The organism is Janthinobacterium sp. ROICE36 (genome assembly GCF_002869965.1).
Taxonomy (GTDB): Bacteria; Pseudomonadota; Gammaproteobacteria; order Burkholderiales; family Burkholderiaceae_D; genus Janthinobacterium.
Genome location: NZ_PEBS01000013.1, coordinates 15,628 through 32,173, shown reverse-complemented (window position 1 = coordinate 32,173; position 16,546 = coordinate 15,628). Strand labels below are relative to the sequence as shown.

The 16,546-nt window shown below is 62.7% G+C and carries 14 protein-coding genes; all 14 read left to right on the top strand.

Annotated elements, in window-relative coordinates; genetic code table 11:
* Nucleotides 1-200 precede the first annotated feature (200 nt).
* The 14 genes from CSZ94_RS07705 (at nucleotide 201) to rbsK (ending at nucleotide 16,543) form a co-directional block, all read left to right on the top strand.
* Nucleotides 201-2,345, top strand: a complete 2,145-nt coding sequence (locus CSZ94_RS07705) for a M3 family metallopeptidase (protein WP_102120977.1) — start codon at nucleotides 201-203, stop codon at nucleotides 2,343-2,345.
* A 132-nt stretch (nucleotides 2,346-2,477) separates the two neighbouring features.
* Nucleotides 2,478-2,690, top strand: coding sequence for a VF530 family DNA-binding protein (locus tag CSZ94_RS07700; RefSeq protein WP_070219603.1), 213 nt, complete (start codon nucleotides 2,478-2,480; stop codon nucleotides 2,688-2,690).
* A gap of 11 nt (nucleotides 2,691-2,701) precedes the next feature.
* Nucleotides 2,702-2,980, top strand: a complete 279-nt coding sequence (locus CSZ94_RS07695) for a DUF4404 family protein (protein WP_102120976.1) — start codon at nucleotides 2,702-2,704, stop codon at nucleotides 2,978-2,980.
* Nucleotides 2,981-3,206: 226 nt separating this feature from the next.
* The gene (locus CSZ94_RS07690; RefSeq protein ID WP_219725986.1) at nucleotides 3,207-5,468 is read left to right on the top strand and encodes a YgiQ family radical SAM protein; all 2,262 of its coding nucleotides are present in this window, start codon (nucleotides 3,207-3,209) and stop codon (nucleotides 5,466-5,468) included.
* A gap of 279 nt (nucleotides 5,469-5,747) precedes the next feature.
* Nucleotides 5,748-6,692: a zinc ribbon domain-containing protein gene (locus CSZ94_RS07685; RefSeq protein ID WP_180977393.1), complete on the top strand. Its 945-nt coding sequence runs from the start codon at nucleotides 5,748-5,750 to the stop codon at nucleotides 6,690-6,692.
* A 47-nt stretch (nucleotides 6,693-6,739) separates the two neighbouring features.
* The gene (locus CSZ94_RS07680; RefSeq protein ID WP_102120973.1) at nucleotides 6,740-7,462 is read left to right on the top strand and encodes a hypothetical protein; all 723 of its coding nucleotides are present in this window, start codon (nucleotides 6,740-6,742) and stop codon (nucleotides 7,460-7,462) included.
* A 65-nt stretch (nucleotides 7,463-7,527) separates the two neighbouring features.
* On the top strand, nucleotides 7,528-8,631 hold the full coding sequence (locus CSZ94_RS07675) for a zinc ribbon domain-containing protein (RefSeq protein WP_102120972.1): 1,104 nt from the start codon (nucleotides 7,528-7,530) through the stop codon (nucleotides 8,629-8,631).
* Between the two features lie 131 nt (nucleotides 8,632-8,762).
* On the top strand, nucleotides 8,763-9,713 hold the full coding sequence (locus CSZ94_RS07670) for a hypothetical protein (RefSeq protein WP_146009761.1): 951 nt from the start codon (nucleotides 8,763-8,765) through the stop codon (nucleotides 9,711-9,713).
* A gap of 164 nt (nucleotides 9,714-9,877) precedes the next feature.
* Complete coding sequence (locus CSZ94_RS07665; protein WP_102120970.1) at nucleotides 9,878-10,759, top strand: EamA family transporter; 882 nt, start codon at nucleotides 9,878-9,880, stop codon at nucleotides 10,757-10,759.
* Between the two features lie 208 nt (nucleotides 10,760-10,967).
* Nucleotides 10,968-11,927: a sugar ABC transporter substrate-binding protein gene (locus CSZ94_RS07660; RefSeq protein ID WP_102120969.1), complete on the top strand. Its 960-nt coding sequence runs from the start codon at nucleotides 10,968-10,970 to the stop codon at nucleotides 11,925-11,927.
* A gap of 90 nt (nucleotides 11,928-12,017) precedes the next feature.
* Nucleotides 12,018-13,577 carry a sugar ABC transporter ATP-binding protein gene (locus CSZ94_RS07655; RefSeq protein WP_102120968.1) on the top strand — a complete coding sequence of 520 codons (1,560 nt, stop codon included), beginning with the start codon at nucleotides 12,018-12,020 and terminating at the stop codon, nucleotides 13,575-13,577.
* 18 nt (nucleotides 13,578-13,595) lie between these two features.
* The gene (locus CSZ94_RS07650; RefSeq protein WP_102120967.1) at nucleotides 13,596-14,567 is read left to right on the top strand and encodes an ABC transporter permease; all 972 of its coding nucleotides are present in this window, start codon (nucleotides 13,596-13,598) and stop codon (nucleotides 14,565-14,567) included.
* A gap of 9 nt (nucleotides 14,568-14,576) precedes the next feature.
* Entirely contained in the window at nucleotides 14,577-15,635 is a 1,059-nt protein-coding gene (locus CSZ94_RS07645; protein WP_102120966.1) for a LacI family DNA-binding transcriptional regulator, read from the top strand.
* A complete protein-coding gene (gene rbsK, locus CSZ94_RS07640; RefSeq protein ID WP_102120965.1) occupies nucleotides 15,632-16,543 on the top strand; it encodes a ribokinase in 912 nt (303 codons plus the stop codon). The genes CSZ94_RS07645 and rbsK overlap by 4 nt, the downstream gene beginning before the upstream one ends.
* The last annotated feature ends 3 nt before the right edge of the window (nucleotides 16,544-16,546 follow it).

Here is a 16,546-nt window from a genome sequence, read left to right as displayed (position 1 = left end):
GGTGAATGAAAATGGCTGCCTAGCGATTGGCGGCCTTTTTTATTTGGCGATGTTGATTGAAAACCGTGGTAAACCGCGCATTTGGCGCGATGCACCACAGGATCGGCCATGTTGGATGACGCCTGTGTGACAGGCTGCTATGATCTGCCACTGGCCCGCGACGCGATCGCGGTTCTTCCCCGCGCTTCCTGAAAGATGTCATGGTCCGTCCACAACTGCTCGTCATCGCCGCCAGCGTCATGCTGGCCCACGCTGCTCCTTCCGCCCTGGCCGCCGCCGCTGCACCCGCCGCCGCCATCAGCGCCCAGAATCCTTTGCTCAAAGCCAGTCCGCTGCCATTCCAGATGCCGCAGTTCGGCCTGATCAAGGATGCTCACTACGCGCCGGCGTTTGCCGAAGGCATGAAACGCCAGCTGGCCGAAGTCAATGCGATTGCCAACAATCGCCAGGCGCCCACGTTTGAAAACACCATCGTGGCCCTCGAGCGCACGGGGCAGTTGCTGCACCGCGTGCAGAGCATCTTCAGCAACATGACCTCGACCAACACGAATAGCGTGCTCGAAGCGGTGGAAGTGGACGTATCGCCCAAGCTGGCCGCGCATGGCGACGCGATCACCCTGAACCCGAAACTGTTTGCCCGCATCGACACCCTGTACGCCAAGCGCGACAAGCTGGGCCTCGATGCCGAATCCTTGCGCCTCTTGGCCCGCTATCACACGGATTTCGTGCGCGCCGGCGCCAAGCTGTCCGATGCGGACAAGGAAAAGCTGAAAGTCTACAACGCCGAGCAGGCAGGCCTGGAAACGGCCTTCGCGCAAAACGTGCTGAAGGAAACGAATGCCAAGAGCGTCGTCGTCGACACGCGCGCCGAACTGGCGGGCATGACGGACAGCGATATCGACACGGCCGCCGCAGCCGCCAAGGAACGCGGTCTGACGGGCAAGTTCGTCATCGCCCTCGTCAACACCAGCGGCCAGCCGCCACTGGCCGTATTGACGGATCGCAAGACACGCCAGCGTTTGATGGATGCGTCGCTGAACCGGGGCAGCCAGGGCGGCGAGTTCGACAACCGCGCCATCGTGCTGAAGCTGGCAAAGCTGCGCGCTGAACGGGCCACCTTGCTCGGTTACGCCAATTACGCCGCGTACTCGCTGGAAGACCAGACGGCCAAGACCACCACGGCCGTCAACACCCTGCTGTCGGAACTGGCGAAACCGGCCGTCGCCAATGCGCGCCGCGAAGCGGCCGACCTGCAGCAAGTGGTCGACGCGGAAAAGGGCGGTTTTCAGGTAGCCGCCGCCGACTGGGCCATCTACACGGACAAGCTGCGCAAGCAGCGTTTCAATTTCGATGAAAACGAGTTGAAACCGTATCTGGAATTGAACAACGTGCTGAATAACGGCGTCTTCTTTGCCGCGAATAAACTGTATGGCATCAGCTTCAAACAGCGTACGGATCTGCCGGTGTACAACCCGGACGTGCGCGTCTACGACGTTCTGGATGCCAACGGCAAGCCGTTGGCCCTGTTCATCGCCGACTTCTATGCGCGCGGCAACAAGCATGGCGGCGCGTGGATGAATGAGTACGTGTCGCAATCGTCGTTGATGGGCACGCATCCCGTCGTCGCCAACCAATTGAATATTCCGAAGCCGCCGGCCGGTCAGCCGACCTTGCTGACGTTCGATGAAGTGACGACCATGTTCCACGAATTCGGCCATGCCTTGCACGGCATGTTTTCGAACGTGAAATACCCGCGCTTTGCCGGCACCAGCGTGCCGAGCGACTTCGTCGAGTATCCATCGCAAGTCAATGAAATGTGGGCCGTCTGGCCGGAAGTGCTGCAAAACTATGCCAAGCACTACCAGAGCGGCGCGGCCATGCCGCAGGAATTGCTCGATAAAGTCACGGCGGCGAAGAAATTCAATCAGGGCTTCATGACCACGGAATACCTGTCGGCGGCCCTGCTGGACCAGCGCTGGCACCAGCTGGCGCCGACGCAGATTCCGACCGACGTGCTGGCCTTTGAAAAAGCGGCCTTGAGCGATGCGGGCGTCGACTATGCGCCCGTGCCGCCACGCTACCGCACGACATACTTCTCGCACAGCTTCTCGGGCGGTTACTCGGCGGCCTATTACGCCTACCTGTGGTCGGAAAAACTCGATGCCGAATCGGTCAACTGGTTCAAGGAAAACGGCGGCCTGACGCGCAAGAATGGCGACTGGTTCCGCAGCAAATTGCTGTCGCGCGGCGGCAGCGTCGATGCGCTGCAACTGTTCCGTGACTTCCGTGGCCGCGATGCCACCGTGGAACCATTGCTGGAACGCCGCGGCTTGAACGCGAAGTAAGTCGTCCTCATCTGAAGCTGGCGTTGCGTTGACATGGCGCACGCAAGCTTTCCGTGCCGGCGGCGTAGAATTGAGTAAGATGTCAATGAAGATGTCAATGAAGATGTAAATAAGAGGCAGTTGAAAGAGTATATGAGTCAGCAAGATTTGAATGGCATTACCCTGGAAGGTATCGTGACGCGCCTGCATGCCCACTACGGTTGGGACGGTTTGGCCAAGCACATCGATATCAATTGCTTCATCAGCGATCCCAGCATCAAGTCGAGCCTGAAGTTTTTGCGCAAGACCCCGTGGGCCAGGAGCAAGGTGGAACAATTGTTCCTGGACACGCAATTTACTGACTGACAGGAAAAAACATGGATAGCAAACTCAAGGAATCGCTGCAACAGCTGCATTCGACACTGGCAAGCAGCGGCCCCGTCGATGAAGAACTGCAGGGTTTGCTGCAAAAGCTCGATGTCGACATCAAGTTGTTGATGGAAAAGCGCGCCGCGCTGGAACAGGACGAAGAGTCGACCACGTATGGATTGGCCGAGCGCAGCCAGGAATTGTCGGCCAAGTTCGCCGTCAAGCATCCGAAACTGGAGCCGGCCTTACGTGAATTGGGTGAAATTTTAGCTAATATGGGCATTTAAACAAGTCTTGAGAAATGTCGGGCCCGTTCTTGCGGGAAAGGGCCACATTTCCCCAAGTGATTGAAAAATAAACGTTTTTTATACGAAAATCCAACAGTAAAAAGCAGGCCGTCAGGTTGGAAATGGCCAATTCCGGTACAATCCGTACCCTATGAGCTCCCCTACCAACTTATTTGCGACCGTTCCCAAGCGGTCTGCCCGCGCTGCCGTGGCGCCTTTCCTGCCGATGTCGCGTGCCGAGATGGACGCGCTGGGCTGGGACCAGTGCGACGTCATCCTCGTCACGGGCGACGCCTACATCGACCATCCGAGTTTTGGCATGGCCCTGGTTGGCCGCTTGCTCGAAGCGCAAGGCTACCGCGTCGGCATCATCAGCCAGCCCGACTGGCTGTCGGCCGACGCCTTCCGCATCCTCGGCAAGCCGCGTTTGTACTACGGCATTACCGCCGGCAACATGGATTCCATGGTCAACCAGTACACGGCCGACCGCAAGATCCGTTCCGACGATGCCTACACGGCGAATGCGGAACCGAACAAGCGCCCGGACCGCGCCGTCACCGTGTACGCCCAGCGCGCGCGCGAAGCGTATCCCGACGTGCCGGTGGTGATCGGCAGCATCGAAGCTTCCCTGCGCCGCATCGCCCATTACGATTACTGGTCGGACAAGGTCCGCCGTTCCGTCTTGCCCGATTCCAAGGCTGATTTGTTGATCTTCGGTAATGCCGAACGGGCGCTGGTCGACCTCACGCACCGCCTCGCCGCTGGCGAAGCGATCAAGGATATCCGCGACTTGCGCGGCACGGCCTTCATGGTGCCTGCCGGCTGGTTGCCCGGCGACGACTGGGGCGTGCACAATTCCACCCGCGTCGACGTGCCCGGCAAGGTCGATCCGCACTACAGCCCGTACGAAATGGTGCAGGAAGACAAGACTGCCTGCGCCACGGAAAATGCCTCGAAATCGGCCGAAGTGATCAAGCCGATCCGCATCATGAGCCGCGAAGAGCGCTTGGCCATGGCCAAGGAAAAGCACGACAAGACGGTCGTGCGCCTGCCCGCCTACGACGTCGTCAAGGATGACCCCGTCATGTATGCGCACGCCTCGCGCGTGTTCCACCTGGAATCGAATCCCGGCAATGCGCGCGCCATGGTGCAGGCGCACGGCGAACGCGACGTGTGGCTCAATCCGCCGCCGCTGCCGCTGGCCATGGACGAGATGGATGGCGTGTACGACATGAATTACGCGCGCGCGCCGCACCCGAGCTATGGCAAGGCGCATATCCCCGCCTGGGAAATGATACGCTTTTCCGTCAACATCATGCGCGGCTGCTTCGGCGGCTGTACCTTCTGCTCGATCACGGAGCATGAAGGGCGCATCATCCAGAGCCGTTCGGAACCGTCGATCTTGCGCGAAATTGAGCATATCCGCGATAAAACCAAAGGCTTTACGGGCACCATTTCCGATATGGGTGGCCCCACGGCGAATATGTACCGCCTCGCTTGCAAGGACAAAGAGATCGAAGTGTCGTGCCGCCGCCTGTCGTGCGTGTATCCGTCCATCTGCGTGAATCTGGGCACCGACCACAGCAAGCTGATTTCGCTGTACCGCAAGGCACGTGCCATTCCCGGCATCAAGAAAGTGCTGATCAGCTCTGGCTTGCGCTACGACCTGGCCGTGCGTTCGCCCGAGTACGTGAAGGAACTGGTGACGCACCACGTGGGCGGCTTGCTGAAGATCGCGCCCGAGCATACGGAAGAGGGCACCTTGTCGAAGATGATGAAGCCCGGCATCGGCGCGTATGACGAGTTCAAGGAAATGTTCGACCGTTTCTCGCTGGAAGCGGGCAAGAAGCAGTATTTGATCCCGTATTTCATCGCCGCCCATCCGGGCACGACGGACCTGGACATGCTGAACCTGGCCCTGTGGCTGAAGAAAAACAATTTCAAGCTGGACCAAGTGCAAACTTTCATGCCTACGCCCATGGCCATGGCCACGACGATGTATCACACGCGCAAGAATCCCTTGCGCAAGGTCACGGCAGATTCGGAAGTGGTGGAAACGGCGCGCAGCGGCAAGATCCGCCGCACGCACAAGGCTTTCCTGCGCTACCAGGACCCGGCCAACTGGCCTATCCTGCGCGAAGCGCTGGTCAACATGGGCCGTGGCGACCTGATCGGCAATGGCGACAAGCATCTGATTCCCGCCTGGACGTCGTCCGAGTCGGGCGGCCTGGCCGCAGGCGAACGCAGCCGCCAGACGCATGGCGCCGGCACGCCGGACAAGTTCAAGGTCACGCCGGGCAAGAACCGCATCGCCCTGGGCGGCACGGCCGCAGCGCCGAAAGCGTCGGCTGCCGAGTCGAAAGTGCGCCCATCGATCTTGTCGACCATCAAGACCCGTGCCAAGCCGGCCGCCGTGCCGATGGGTCGTGGCAGCAAGCCACCGGCCAAGGGCGGCCATGCCGCGCCGGCACGGGGCGGACGCAAGTAAGCTGCCTTCGACCCTCGGCCATCGTCTGAAAACCCGGCAACGCGTACTGCGTTGCCGGGTTTTTTGCTCTCTGCGCACCAAGATGGGGCACGGCCCCCCCTGATGGCAGGATTTTTAGCAATATTTAAGAATTGAATAGAGCAAAAGGCAATTTTCTCTTGTGGCAACTTGCTGTTTGAAAATATACTTGTTGAATATTTAGCCGTACGGCAACAATGCTGCCATTCTGGCAAGCGATACAGGCGTACGGCGTCAGCGTTGATATGAAAAGAGATGCCAGTGAAATGCCTTTCCTGCCAGGCCGAGAATAAACCGGGCGCAAAATTCTGTTCTTCCTGCGGCACGACGTTTGCCGTTGCCACGACTGTTGCCGCCCCGGTGCCAGGCAAATCCTGTGGCCAGTGCGGCCATGATTGCAAGGCCGATGCCAAATTCTGCCCCAAGTGCGCGTTCAGCTTTGCCGTGGCGCCCGTCGCCGCAGCGGTGCCGCCGCCTCTGCCGGAGCCCGTCATTGCGCCCGCCATCGAACCCGTGCCTGAACCTGCCGCGGCGCCAGTGGCGGAACCTGTCGCGGCACCGCCGCCGCCTCCCGTGCTGGAAAAGCGCCAGCCTGAAGCCGTGCCCGCTCCTGCACCCGTTAGCGTGCCCGAAGCGCCAAGCGACAAGCCGGCCAGTGGCAGCCGCGTCAAGCTGATTGCCGCAGCCGTCGCAGCGGTAGTGCTGCTGGGCGGTGCAGGCGGGTATTATTTCCTGTCAAGCAAACCGCCAGCGCCGCCGCCGGAACCCATGCCAACTGTACAGCCGGAACCTGCGCCTGCCGCCGAGCAGCCGCTGGCCATCAGCGACCCTGCGCTCGATGGCGCCACGACGGCCGATTTCGCCGCGACACCTGCTGCGGCTGCAGACGAACCCGCGCCAGTGCCGGAGGCCGCTCCTGCTCCGGCACCCGAGCCAGCACCGGCACCTGTCGTGGAAAAGCCGGCCAAGCCCGTCAAGGCAGTAACGCCAGCCGCCCCCGCCAGCAAGGCTGCCGGCCTGGAAAGCGTGATCACGGAGAGCCTGTCGGACGCGAGCCACTGCATGAGCCAGCGCAAATACGACTGTGCCATTGCCAACGCGAATGCCGTGTTGCGCATGGACAAGGGCAACCGCTACGCGCTCGACATCAAGCGCAAGGCAAAAGAAGCGCAAGACAAGGCACTGTCGCAAATCCAGATCGAGTAAGCCGCGCTGCTTGCCTTCCCCCTATTTTGTTCCTCCCGGAGAATAACGTGAAAAACTTGAAACAAATTGCCAAGCCCATGGTGGCGTTGCTGGTCGTGTCCTCGATGCTGGCCGGTTGCGCCGCGCCGGGTGGCCCAGGCGCCACCGGCACCACCACCGCAGGCACGGAAGCGGCCAGCGGTGAATGCAATACGGCCATGCTGGCCGGCATCGGCGCCGTCGTGGGCGGCTTGCTGGGCGGTGGCACCAATACCGTGCGCGGCGCGGCCCTGGGCGCCAGCCTGGGCGCACTCGCCTGCGTGGCCTTGAATTATCAAAGCCAGCAAGTCAAGACGGCGCAGCAAGTGCAGGCCGACTACAAGGTGGCCAACAAGGGCAAGCTGCCCGAGCAGTCGACCCTGGTGAAGTATGAGACGGGCTTTACGCCGTCCTCCGTGCGTCCGGGCCAGAAGGCGCAAACCAATTCGTATATTGAAGTGGCGGCCGGCACGCGCGATCCGAATCCGCTGGTGGAAGAAGAATTGAGCCTGTACAAGCCAAATGGCGAGCTGATCAAGACCGTGCGTAAAGTGGTCAGCAGCAACAATGGCAGCGGCGCCTACAAGGGCGGCTTCTCTATCCCCATGCCTGAAGGCGTGCCGCAAGGCATTTACCCCGTGCGCACCGCCCTGTACCTGAATAGCAAGCGCGTCGGTGGCCAGGACGTCAAGCTGCAGATCGTCCAGCGCCAGGCGCCCGCGTCCGACCTGCATCTGGCGCTGGCTTACTAACACAGCAATACCACGGGGCGGCCAGGCAGGCCGTCCCATCCCGATTTCCCCCTTTCAGGCCAGACATGACCATTTCCACAGAAGCACATCAACCTTTTCCCTTTTCCTCCGCCGTGGGTTCGCTGATCGAAGCGACCGATGCCATCAAGAACTTCCGCGCAATTGCCTTGCTGGCCCTGACCTTCATCGGCGCAGTGCTCGTCGGTGGCGTGCTGACGATGATTGCCGGCAGCATCGGCAGTATGCTGCTGACCTTCCTGGGCGGCCTGATGGCTTTCCTGGTGATGTTTTACGGTTCCAACGCCGTCGGCATCCTGCTGATGCGCGATGCGCAGGGCCAACCGGGCTTGAGCCTGGTTGATGCCGTGCTCGTCTCGCTGGTCACCAGCCATCGCCTGATCGCGGTCGTCTTCCTGGAATTTTTGATCGTGTTGGCGGCCATGATTGCCATCGCCATCATCTTGTTCGTCTGCAAGATCCCCGTGCTCGGCCCCGTGCTGTACACGGTCGTCTTCCCCTTGTCGGCCATCGTGCTGGGCGTGCTGGTGTTTGCGCTGTTTTACGTGATGCTGCCGTTGGCCGGTCCTGCCGCCTGGTCGGGCGCCAGCGTGTTCCAGATCATTGCCCGCCTGAACCTGATCGTGCGCACCAAGCTGGTGTCGGTGATCTTGCTGGAAGTGCTGCTGTTCCTGATCACCTCGTTTGTGGCGCTGCTGATCTTTGGCGTATTGGGGACGGGCGTGTCGCTGACCAGCGGCATGTCGGCTGGCATCCTGGGCCTGGGCGGCCAGATGAACATGTATTCCCTTGCTTCGGGTCTGAGCGGCGGCTCCGGCTACATCATCGCAGCGGGTCTGGGCGGCGGCTTGCTGATGGCGGCTGCGGCCGTCGTGCCTGGCCTGATCTTTACCAAGGGCGTGTGCATCATTTACCTGAACGCTACGCGCAATGTCGATTTCAGCGCTTCGGAAGCGAGCCTGAACGACGGCCTGGCCACGGTCAAGAAAAAAGCCGAGGAAGCGCGTGAACGCGCGCGTGCCTTGGCCGAGCAGGCGACCGCACCAGCCGCTCCGGCGGCGCCAGCCGCTGCACCGGCTTGCCCGAACTGCAAGGCGCCGGTCGCATCCGACGATGCGTTCTGCGGCGAATGCGCGCATAAACTCAAGTAAGGCAGACCATGGCTCACTTTTGCATCCAATGCGGTACGGCTTATGCCCCGGGGGCGCGCTTTTGCGATGAATGCGGCAATGCCTTGCCTGCCGCGGCAGCACCGGCGCCGGTCAGGCCGGCTGGCGCTGGCGTGCAACGGCGCCACCTCATCATCGCCGGCGGCGTGCTGGCATTGCTCATCGTGGCCGGTGGCGCCCTGGCGTGGTTGCTGGCGCCCGAAGCAGCCTCGGCCAGCAGTTTCAGCCGCGCCATCGACGCCCATCTGGCGGCCGACGAGACGGCGCGCGACAAGTTGTTGTGCCTTACCAACTTGCCGTACCAGAAGGAAGAAATCCGCGTGGCCTCGTACGATACCTCGACCCGGCAATGGCTCGATATCCTTGTGCGTGGCGGGTTGTACAGCGCTCCCGTCGAGAAAAGCAGCGGTGGCTGGGTTGCGCAATCGCAATTTGTCTACGCGCTGGCCGCACCGGGCAAGGCCGCCTTGCGCGGCGACAAGCTGTGCGTGGCCAAGGGCGTGAAAGTGGCCAAGGTCAGCGGTTACGATCAGGTGCGCGACCTGGGCGAACAGCAAGTGGCGATGGCCAAGGCCACGTTGACGCTGACCGATGAGGCGGCGTGGTTCGCCAAGTCGGCTGACCGCGCGCTGATCCTGCAACGCTTGCCGGATGGCGACCTGGAAGTGCGACTGCCGCTGGCGCTGGTTGACAAGCAATGGCAAGTCATCGACGAAGCGCAGATGAGCCGGGCGGCCATGACCGGTGTGATAGGCAAAGTGCCGGCTGTGCAAGGCGCGGGCATGCTGGACAAGCTAAAGAGCGCGTTGCGCTTTGGCGGCCACCCGGCGGTGGGGAAATGGCAGGCGGCAATGGGCAATGTCCTGGAATTTACAAGTGACAGCGTGATCAATAACGGGACGTCGACCAAGGCCACCTTTACCACCAAGGGCAATACCGTGACGATCATGCCGGAAGGCGCGGGCGATGCGGCCATGGATATTATCGTCAGCGACGATGGCAGCACGGCGCAGATCAGCATGGGCGGCATGCGGGTGACGAGCCTGCGGCGCGTGCGCGATTAAGCATCAGACCCGGCGGTACAGAGTGCCGCCTGGCGCAGTCCCCGAAGCCCGGCCATGCCGGGCTTTTTTACGCTAGTCAGTCGAAGGCGCAGCGACTGGTTTATCTTGACATCAAGATAGTTCGCGCCCACACTCGATTTTTATCTTAATATCGAGATAGTTGCATGACCACTTCCTCCGCCCGCCCCGCCTGGGGCGACATTCTGCTCACGGCGCTGGCGCCCCTGATCTGGGGTTCCACGTATATCCTCACGTCCGAACTGCTGCCGCCGAACCGACCCTTCACGGCCGCCCTGATCCGCGTGCTGCCGGCCGGCTTGCTGTTGCTGCTCCTGATGCGGCGCCTGCCCGCGCGGCGCGACTGGGGCCGCGTGCTGATTCTTTCCGCGCTGAATATCGGCGTGTTCCAGGCGCTGCTGTTCGTCGCCGCCTACCGCTTGCCGGGCGGCTTGGCGGCCGTGGTGGGGGCCATACAGCCGCTCTTGGTGATGGGCCTGGGCTGGAGCGTGGAAGGGCGCCGTCCGGCCCGCCTGGCGCTGCTGGCCAGCGTGCTGGGCGTGGCCGGCATGGGCGTTTTGCTGTTGTCGCCGCGCACGGTGTGGGAACCCATCGGCATCGCCGCCGCGCTGGGCGGCACGGCCTGCATGGCGGCCGGCACCTATCTGACGCGGCGCTGGAAGCCGGACTTGCCCGTGCTGGCGCTGACGGGCTGGCAATTGCTGCTCGGCGGCTTGATGCTGGCGCCCGTCGCCTGGCTGGCCGATGCGCCCTTGCCGGCCTTATCCCAGCAGCAAGTCCTGGCCTACGCCTACCTGTGCCTGGCCGGCGCCCTGCTGGCATATGCCTTGTGGTTCCGCGGCATCGCCCGCCTGTCGCCCGTGGCCGTCTCCTCGCTGGGCCTGCTCAGTCCCCTGATGGCTGTCGTGCTGGGCTGGGCCTTGCTGGGCCAGGCCATGACGGACTGGTCGATGCTGGGCTTGCTGCTGGTGCTGGCCAGCGTGCTGGCCGTGCAGTGGGCCAGTGCCCGTCCTGCAACAAAGTCCTGACTTCCGCGCATTTCTCCCAGGCAGGCTGATCGCATCGGCCTGCCTATTTCCCTCTGGATATCCCTTTTTTGCTGCACCGCACATACAGTTTTGCTTGCACTGATGTGTGGCATTGAGGCACTATTCGCTGCGCGCAAACGTTTGCGCGCAATGAAATTCCATAAAAGCATGATCTATATGTGCTTGACCAACAACTCTGGAGACGCTCATGACATCCCGTATTCGCCTGAAAATGATTGCCGCCGCTGTCCTGGTATGTGCCTTGCCCGCCATGCCGGCGATGGCGCAGACACCTGCCAAACCGAAGGTGGCGCTGGTGATGAAGTCGCTTGCCAATGAATTTTTCCTGACCATGGAAAACGGCGCCAAGGCGCATCAGAAGGCGAATGCCGCCAAGTACGACTTGCTGTCGAACGGCATCAAGGATGAAACGGATACGTCGAGCCAGATCAAGCTGGTCGAGCAAATGATCGTCTCGCGCGTCAACGCGCTGGTGATTGCCCCGGCCGATTCGAAGGCGCTGGTGCCTGTGCTGAAGAAAGCCATCGACGCGGGCATCATCGTCGTCAATATCGACAACAAGCTCGACGAAGGTGCCCTGAAAGAGAAGGGCATCAGCGTGCCCTTCGTCGGCCCGGATAACCGCAAAGGCGCCAAGGTCGTCGGCGATTACCTGGCCAAGCAGATCAAGAAGGGCGATCAGGTCGGCATCATCGAAGGCGTGTCCACCACCTACAACGCGCAGCAGCGCACCCTGGGTTTCCAGGACGCCATGAACGCGGCCGGTGCGAAAGTCGTCAGCGTGCAGTCGGGCCAGTGGGAAATCGCGCCTGCCAACACGGTAGCGGCCGCCATGCTGAACGCCAATCCGAATATCAAGGCTTTGCTGTGCGGTAACGACAATATGGCCATCGGCGCCATTTCCGCCATCAAGGCGGCCGGCAAGACGGGCAAAGTGCTGGTCGTCGGCTACGACAACATCAACGCCATCAAGCCGATGCTGGCCGATGGCCGCGTGCTGGCCACCGCCGACCAGTTCGGTTCGCAGCAAGCCGTGTTCGGCATCGAGACCGTGCTGAAAGCCCTGGCGCAGAAGAAGAAACAGGCCGAGCTCGGTGGCGCCATCGAAACCAAGGTCGAACTGGTCGCCAAGGGCGCCAAGTCCTGATCGCCTGATCGTTTGATCCCGCCGGGGCCGGCGCTGCGTACTCATGAGTACGCGGCGCCGGCCCCGCCGCCACTATCGCGGAGTTTTATCATGCCTACCGACATCCCCCCGGCGCCACCGGCCGCCACCCCTCTATTGACCCTGGACAACATCGGCAAGTCTTATGTCGGCCCCGTGCTGGGCGGCGTGGGCTTGCGCTTCGCCCCTGGCCAGGTGCTGGCGCTGACGGGCGAGAACGGCGCGGGCAAGAGTACCCTGTCGAAGATCATCTGCGGCCTGGAGCAAGCCACGACGGGCACCATGCTGCTCGACGACAAGCCTTACCAGCCCGCCTCGCGCGCCGCCGCCGAGGCGCTGGGCATCCGCATGGTGATGCAGGAACTCAATTTGATTCCCACGCTGTCGATCGCGGAAAACCTGTACCTGAAAAACCTGCCGCAGCGCTTCGGCTTCATCGACCGTACGCGTCTCGAACGTGACGCGCGCGAACAGATGGAGAAAGTGGGCTTGGGCGGGCTCGACCCGTGGACCCTCGTGGGCGAGCTGGGTATTGGCCACCAGCAAATGATCGAGATCGCGCGCAATCTGATCGGTGCCTGCCGTTTGCTGGTACTTGATGAACCGACGGCCATGCTGACGCACCGCGAAGTGGAATTGTTGTTCCTGCAAATCGAGCGTCTGAAAGCCGAAGGCGTGTGCATCATCTATATTTCCCACCGCCTGGAAGAACTCAAGCGCGTGGCCGACCGTATCGCCGTGCTGCGCGATGGGCAACTCGTGTGCGACGACGACATCGCCGGCCACTCGGCCGCCGACCTGGTCAGCCTGATGGTGGGCCGCTCGGCCGATGAGGCGGTGGACTTGAGCGGGCGCACCATCGGCGCGCCGCTGCTGCGCGTGCGCGGCCTGGCGCGCGGCAAGGTGGTCAACCCCACCTCGTTCGACTTGCGCGCCGGCGAAATCCTCGGCATTGCCGGCCTGATCGGCTCGGGCCGCACGGAATTGCTGCGCCTGATTTTCGGCGCCGACCGTGCCGATGCCGGCGACGTGTTTCTGGGCGACAGCGAGATTCCCGCCGCCTTGCACTCGCCGCAGGCGGCAGTGAAAGCGGGCATCGCCATGATCACGGAAGATCGCAAGGGACAAGGCTTGTTGCTGCGCCAGTCCATCGCCGTCAACACCACCCTGGCCTCGCTCGATACCGTGAGCCACGCTGGTCTGGGCTGGCTCAACGACGCGGCCGAAGCGTCGGTGGCCGACGACTATATTCAGCGCCTGGGCATCCGCTCGCGCAACAGCGCGCAAACGGTGGCGGAATTGTCCGGTGGCAACCAGCAAAAGGTGGTGATCGCCCGCTGGCTGTACCGCGACTGCCCCGTGATGCTGTTCGACGAGCCCACGCGCGGCATCGATATCGGCGCCAAGTTTGATATTTATCAGGTGCTGGCCGAACAGGCGCGCCAGGGCAAGGGCTTGCTCATCGTGTCGAGCGACTTGCGCGAACTGATGCTGATCTGCGACCGCATCGCCGTCATGAGCGCGGGCAGCATCGTCGAGACCTTCGAGCGCGGTGCCTGGAGCCAGGACGCGCTGCTGTCGGCCGCCTTCTCCGGCTATTTGACCCCTACTTCCACTCCAGCTGCGGCCTGATCCGCCGGAAAGATTCCCATGACCACCCACTCCTCTCCTTCGTATCTGCAGCGCAGCCTGGCCGACCTGAAAAACTATGCGGGCCTGATCGGCGCGCTGCTGGCCATGTGCGTGCTGTTCTCGTTTGCCAGCGAAAACTTCTTTACCCTGGCGACCTTGAGCACCCTGTCGAACAATATCCCGACTTTGGTTGTGATGGCTGTCGGCATGACCTTCGTGCTGATCATCGGCGGCATCGACCTGTCCGTCGGCTCCGTGATGGCGCTGGCCGCTTCCGTGTTGTCGCTGGCCGTCGTGCACTGGGGCTGGCCCGTGTGGAGCGCGGCCCTGCTGGGCATGTTCGTCGCCGCCCTGTGCGGCGCCACCACGGGCCTGATTTCCGTCGGCTGGCGCATTCCCTCGTTCATCGTTTCGCTGGGCGTGCTGGAAATGGCACGGGGCCTGGCGTATCAAGTGACCAATTCGCGCACGGAATACATCGGCAGCGCCGTTGAGGGCATCAGCTCGCCAATCGTCTTCGGCCTGTCGCCCGCCTTCATCGCCGCTATCGTCATCGTCGTCATCGGTCACCTGGTGCTCACGCGCACGGTGCTGGGACGTCACTGGATCGGCATTGGCACGAATGAAGAAGCCGTGCGTTTGTCCGGCATCAATACGAAGCCGTCGAAGGTGCTGGTGTTTGCCTTGATGGGTTTGCTTGCTGGCGTGGGCGCCCTGTTCCAGGTGTCGCGCCTGGAAGCGGCCGACCCGAATGGTGGCGTGGGCATGGAATTGCAAGTGATCGCCGCCGTCGTGATCGGCGGCACCAGCCTGATGGGCGGGCGCGGTTCCGTCATCAGCACGTTTATCGGCGTGTTGATCATTTCCGTGCTGGAAGCGGGCCTGGCGCAAGTGGGCGTATCCGAGCCCGTGAAACGCATCGTCACGGGCCTGGTGATCGTCGCCGCCGTCGTGCTCGACACCTACCGCCGCCGCGGCGAGCGTTCATAATACTGGCCCATGGCAACCATCAAACAAGTGGCGCAGGCGGCGGGGGTGTCGTTTACCACCGTGTCGCACGTCCTCAACAATACCCGCCCCGTCAGCGATGCGGCGCGCCGCGCCGTGCTGGCGGCGGCGGAGCAATTGCATTACGTGCCCAGCGCGCTGGCGCGTTCCTTGCGTAGCCGCAGCACGGGCACGATCGGCCTGATCATTCCGAATAATACGAATCCGTATTTCTCGGAAGTGGCGCGCGGCATCGAGGATAGTTGCTACGCGGCCGGCTACAGCGTGATCTTGTGCAATTCCGATGACGACCCCGTCAAGCAGCGCGACTACCTGAACGTGCTCTTGACCAAGCGCTGCGACGGCTTGATTTTATCTGCGCTGGCCGACAGCGATGGCGAATTGCTGCGCAAGATGAAGGTGCCGGCCGTGCTGCTCGACCGCGCGCCCAGCGACCTGTCCATCGACGCCGTGGCCGTCGACAACCGCGCCGGGGGATCTTTGGCCGCGCGCCATTTATTGGGACTGGGACGCCGGCGCCTCGGCTGCATCGCCGGTCCCCGCGAAGTGAGTATTTCCAACGAGCGCATCGAGGGCGCGCGCAGCGCCATGGCGGACGCAGGCGTGGTGCTGGCCGACGCGCTGTGTCGCCATGGCGATTTCACGAGCGCGGGCGGCTATGCGGCCGCGCTGGACTTGCTGGCGCTGCCGCAAGGCCAGCGCCCCGACGCCTTGTTCTGCTGCAATGACTTGATGGCCTTTGGCGCCCTGCGCGCCGCCGCGGAGCGAGGCATTGCCGTGCCGGGCGAGCTGGCCGTGGTCGGCTTCGACGATATCGACCTGGCCAGCTTCGTGCATCCGGCCTTGAGCAGCGTGGCGCAAAACACGCGCGAGTTGGGCCACATCACGGCCGCCTGCCTGCTGGCGCGCATCGCCGACCCCGCCTTGCCGCGCCAGCAGCGCAGCATCGCACCCGAGCTGCACGTGCGCGGCTCCAGCGTGGCTGCCACTGTCACTTTTTCCGCACCTACTTCTTCACCTGCAACTGAACTGATGGGAATGACATCATGATCGTGGTTATCGGCAGCATCAATATGGACCTGGTCTTGCGCGTGCCGCGCATGCCCCTTCCCGGCGAAACCCTGACGGGCGGCGCTTTTCGCACCATTCCTGGCGGCAAGGGCGCCAACCAGGCCGTCGCTTGCGCGCGCCTCAGCGGCAAAGTGGCCGCCGGCGGCCAGCAAGTGGCCATGGTCGCTTGCGTGGGCGACGACGCCTTCGGCGCGACCTTGCGCGCGGCGCTGGTGGGCGACGGCATCATCGACAGCCACATCACCACCTTGCCCGGTGTTGCATCCGGCATCGCCTCCATCCTGGTGGATGACAACGGCCAGAACAGCATCGTGATTGCCGGCGGCGCCAACGATTTGCTCAGCCCCGCGCACATTGACGCGGCGCAAGGTTTGATCGAACAGGCCGATATTGTCGTGCTGCAGCTGGAAACGCCGATGGCCACCGTCGTGCACGCGATCAAACTGGCCCGTTCGCTGGGCAAGACCGTGGTGCTGAATCCGGCCCCGGCGGCCAGCTTGCCGGACGGCGTGCTGGAACTGGTCGACTACCTGATCCCGAATGAAATCGAAGCGGCCATGCTGGCCGGCGTCAGCCCGGAAGGCGCAGACGTCAAGGCGCTGGCGGCCGCGCTGCAAAAGCTGGGCAGCGACAACGTCATCATCACCCTCGGTTACAAGGGCGTGCACGCGGCCCTGTATGGCGGCGACACCACCTTCCCGGCCGAAGTGGTGAAAGCTGTCGATACGACGGCGGCCGGCGACACCTTTATCGGCGGCTTCGTGGCGGGCCTGGCGTCCGGCATGGACGAGGCGGAAGCTATTCAACAAGGCCAGCGCGCGGCCGCCTGGAGCGTCACCAAGCCCGGCGCGCAAACCTCGATTCCCCACTTGCACGAGCTGTTCTGAGAC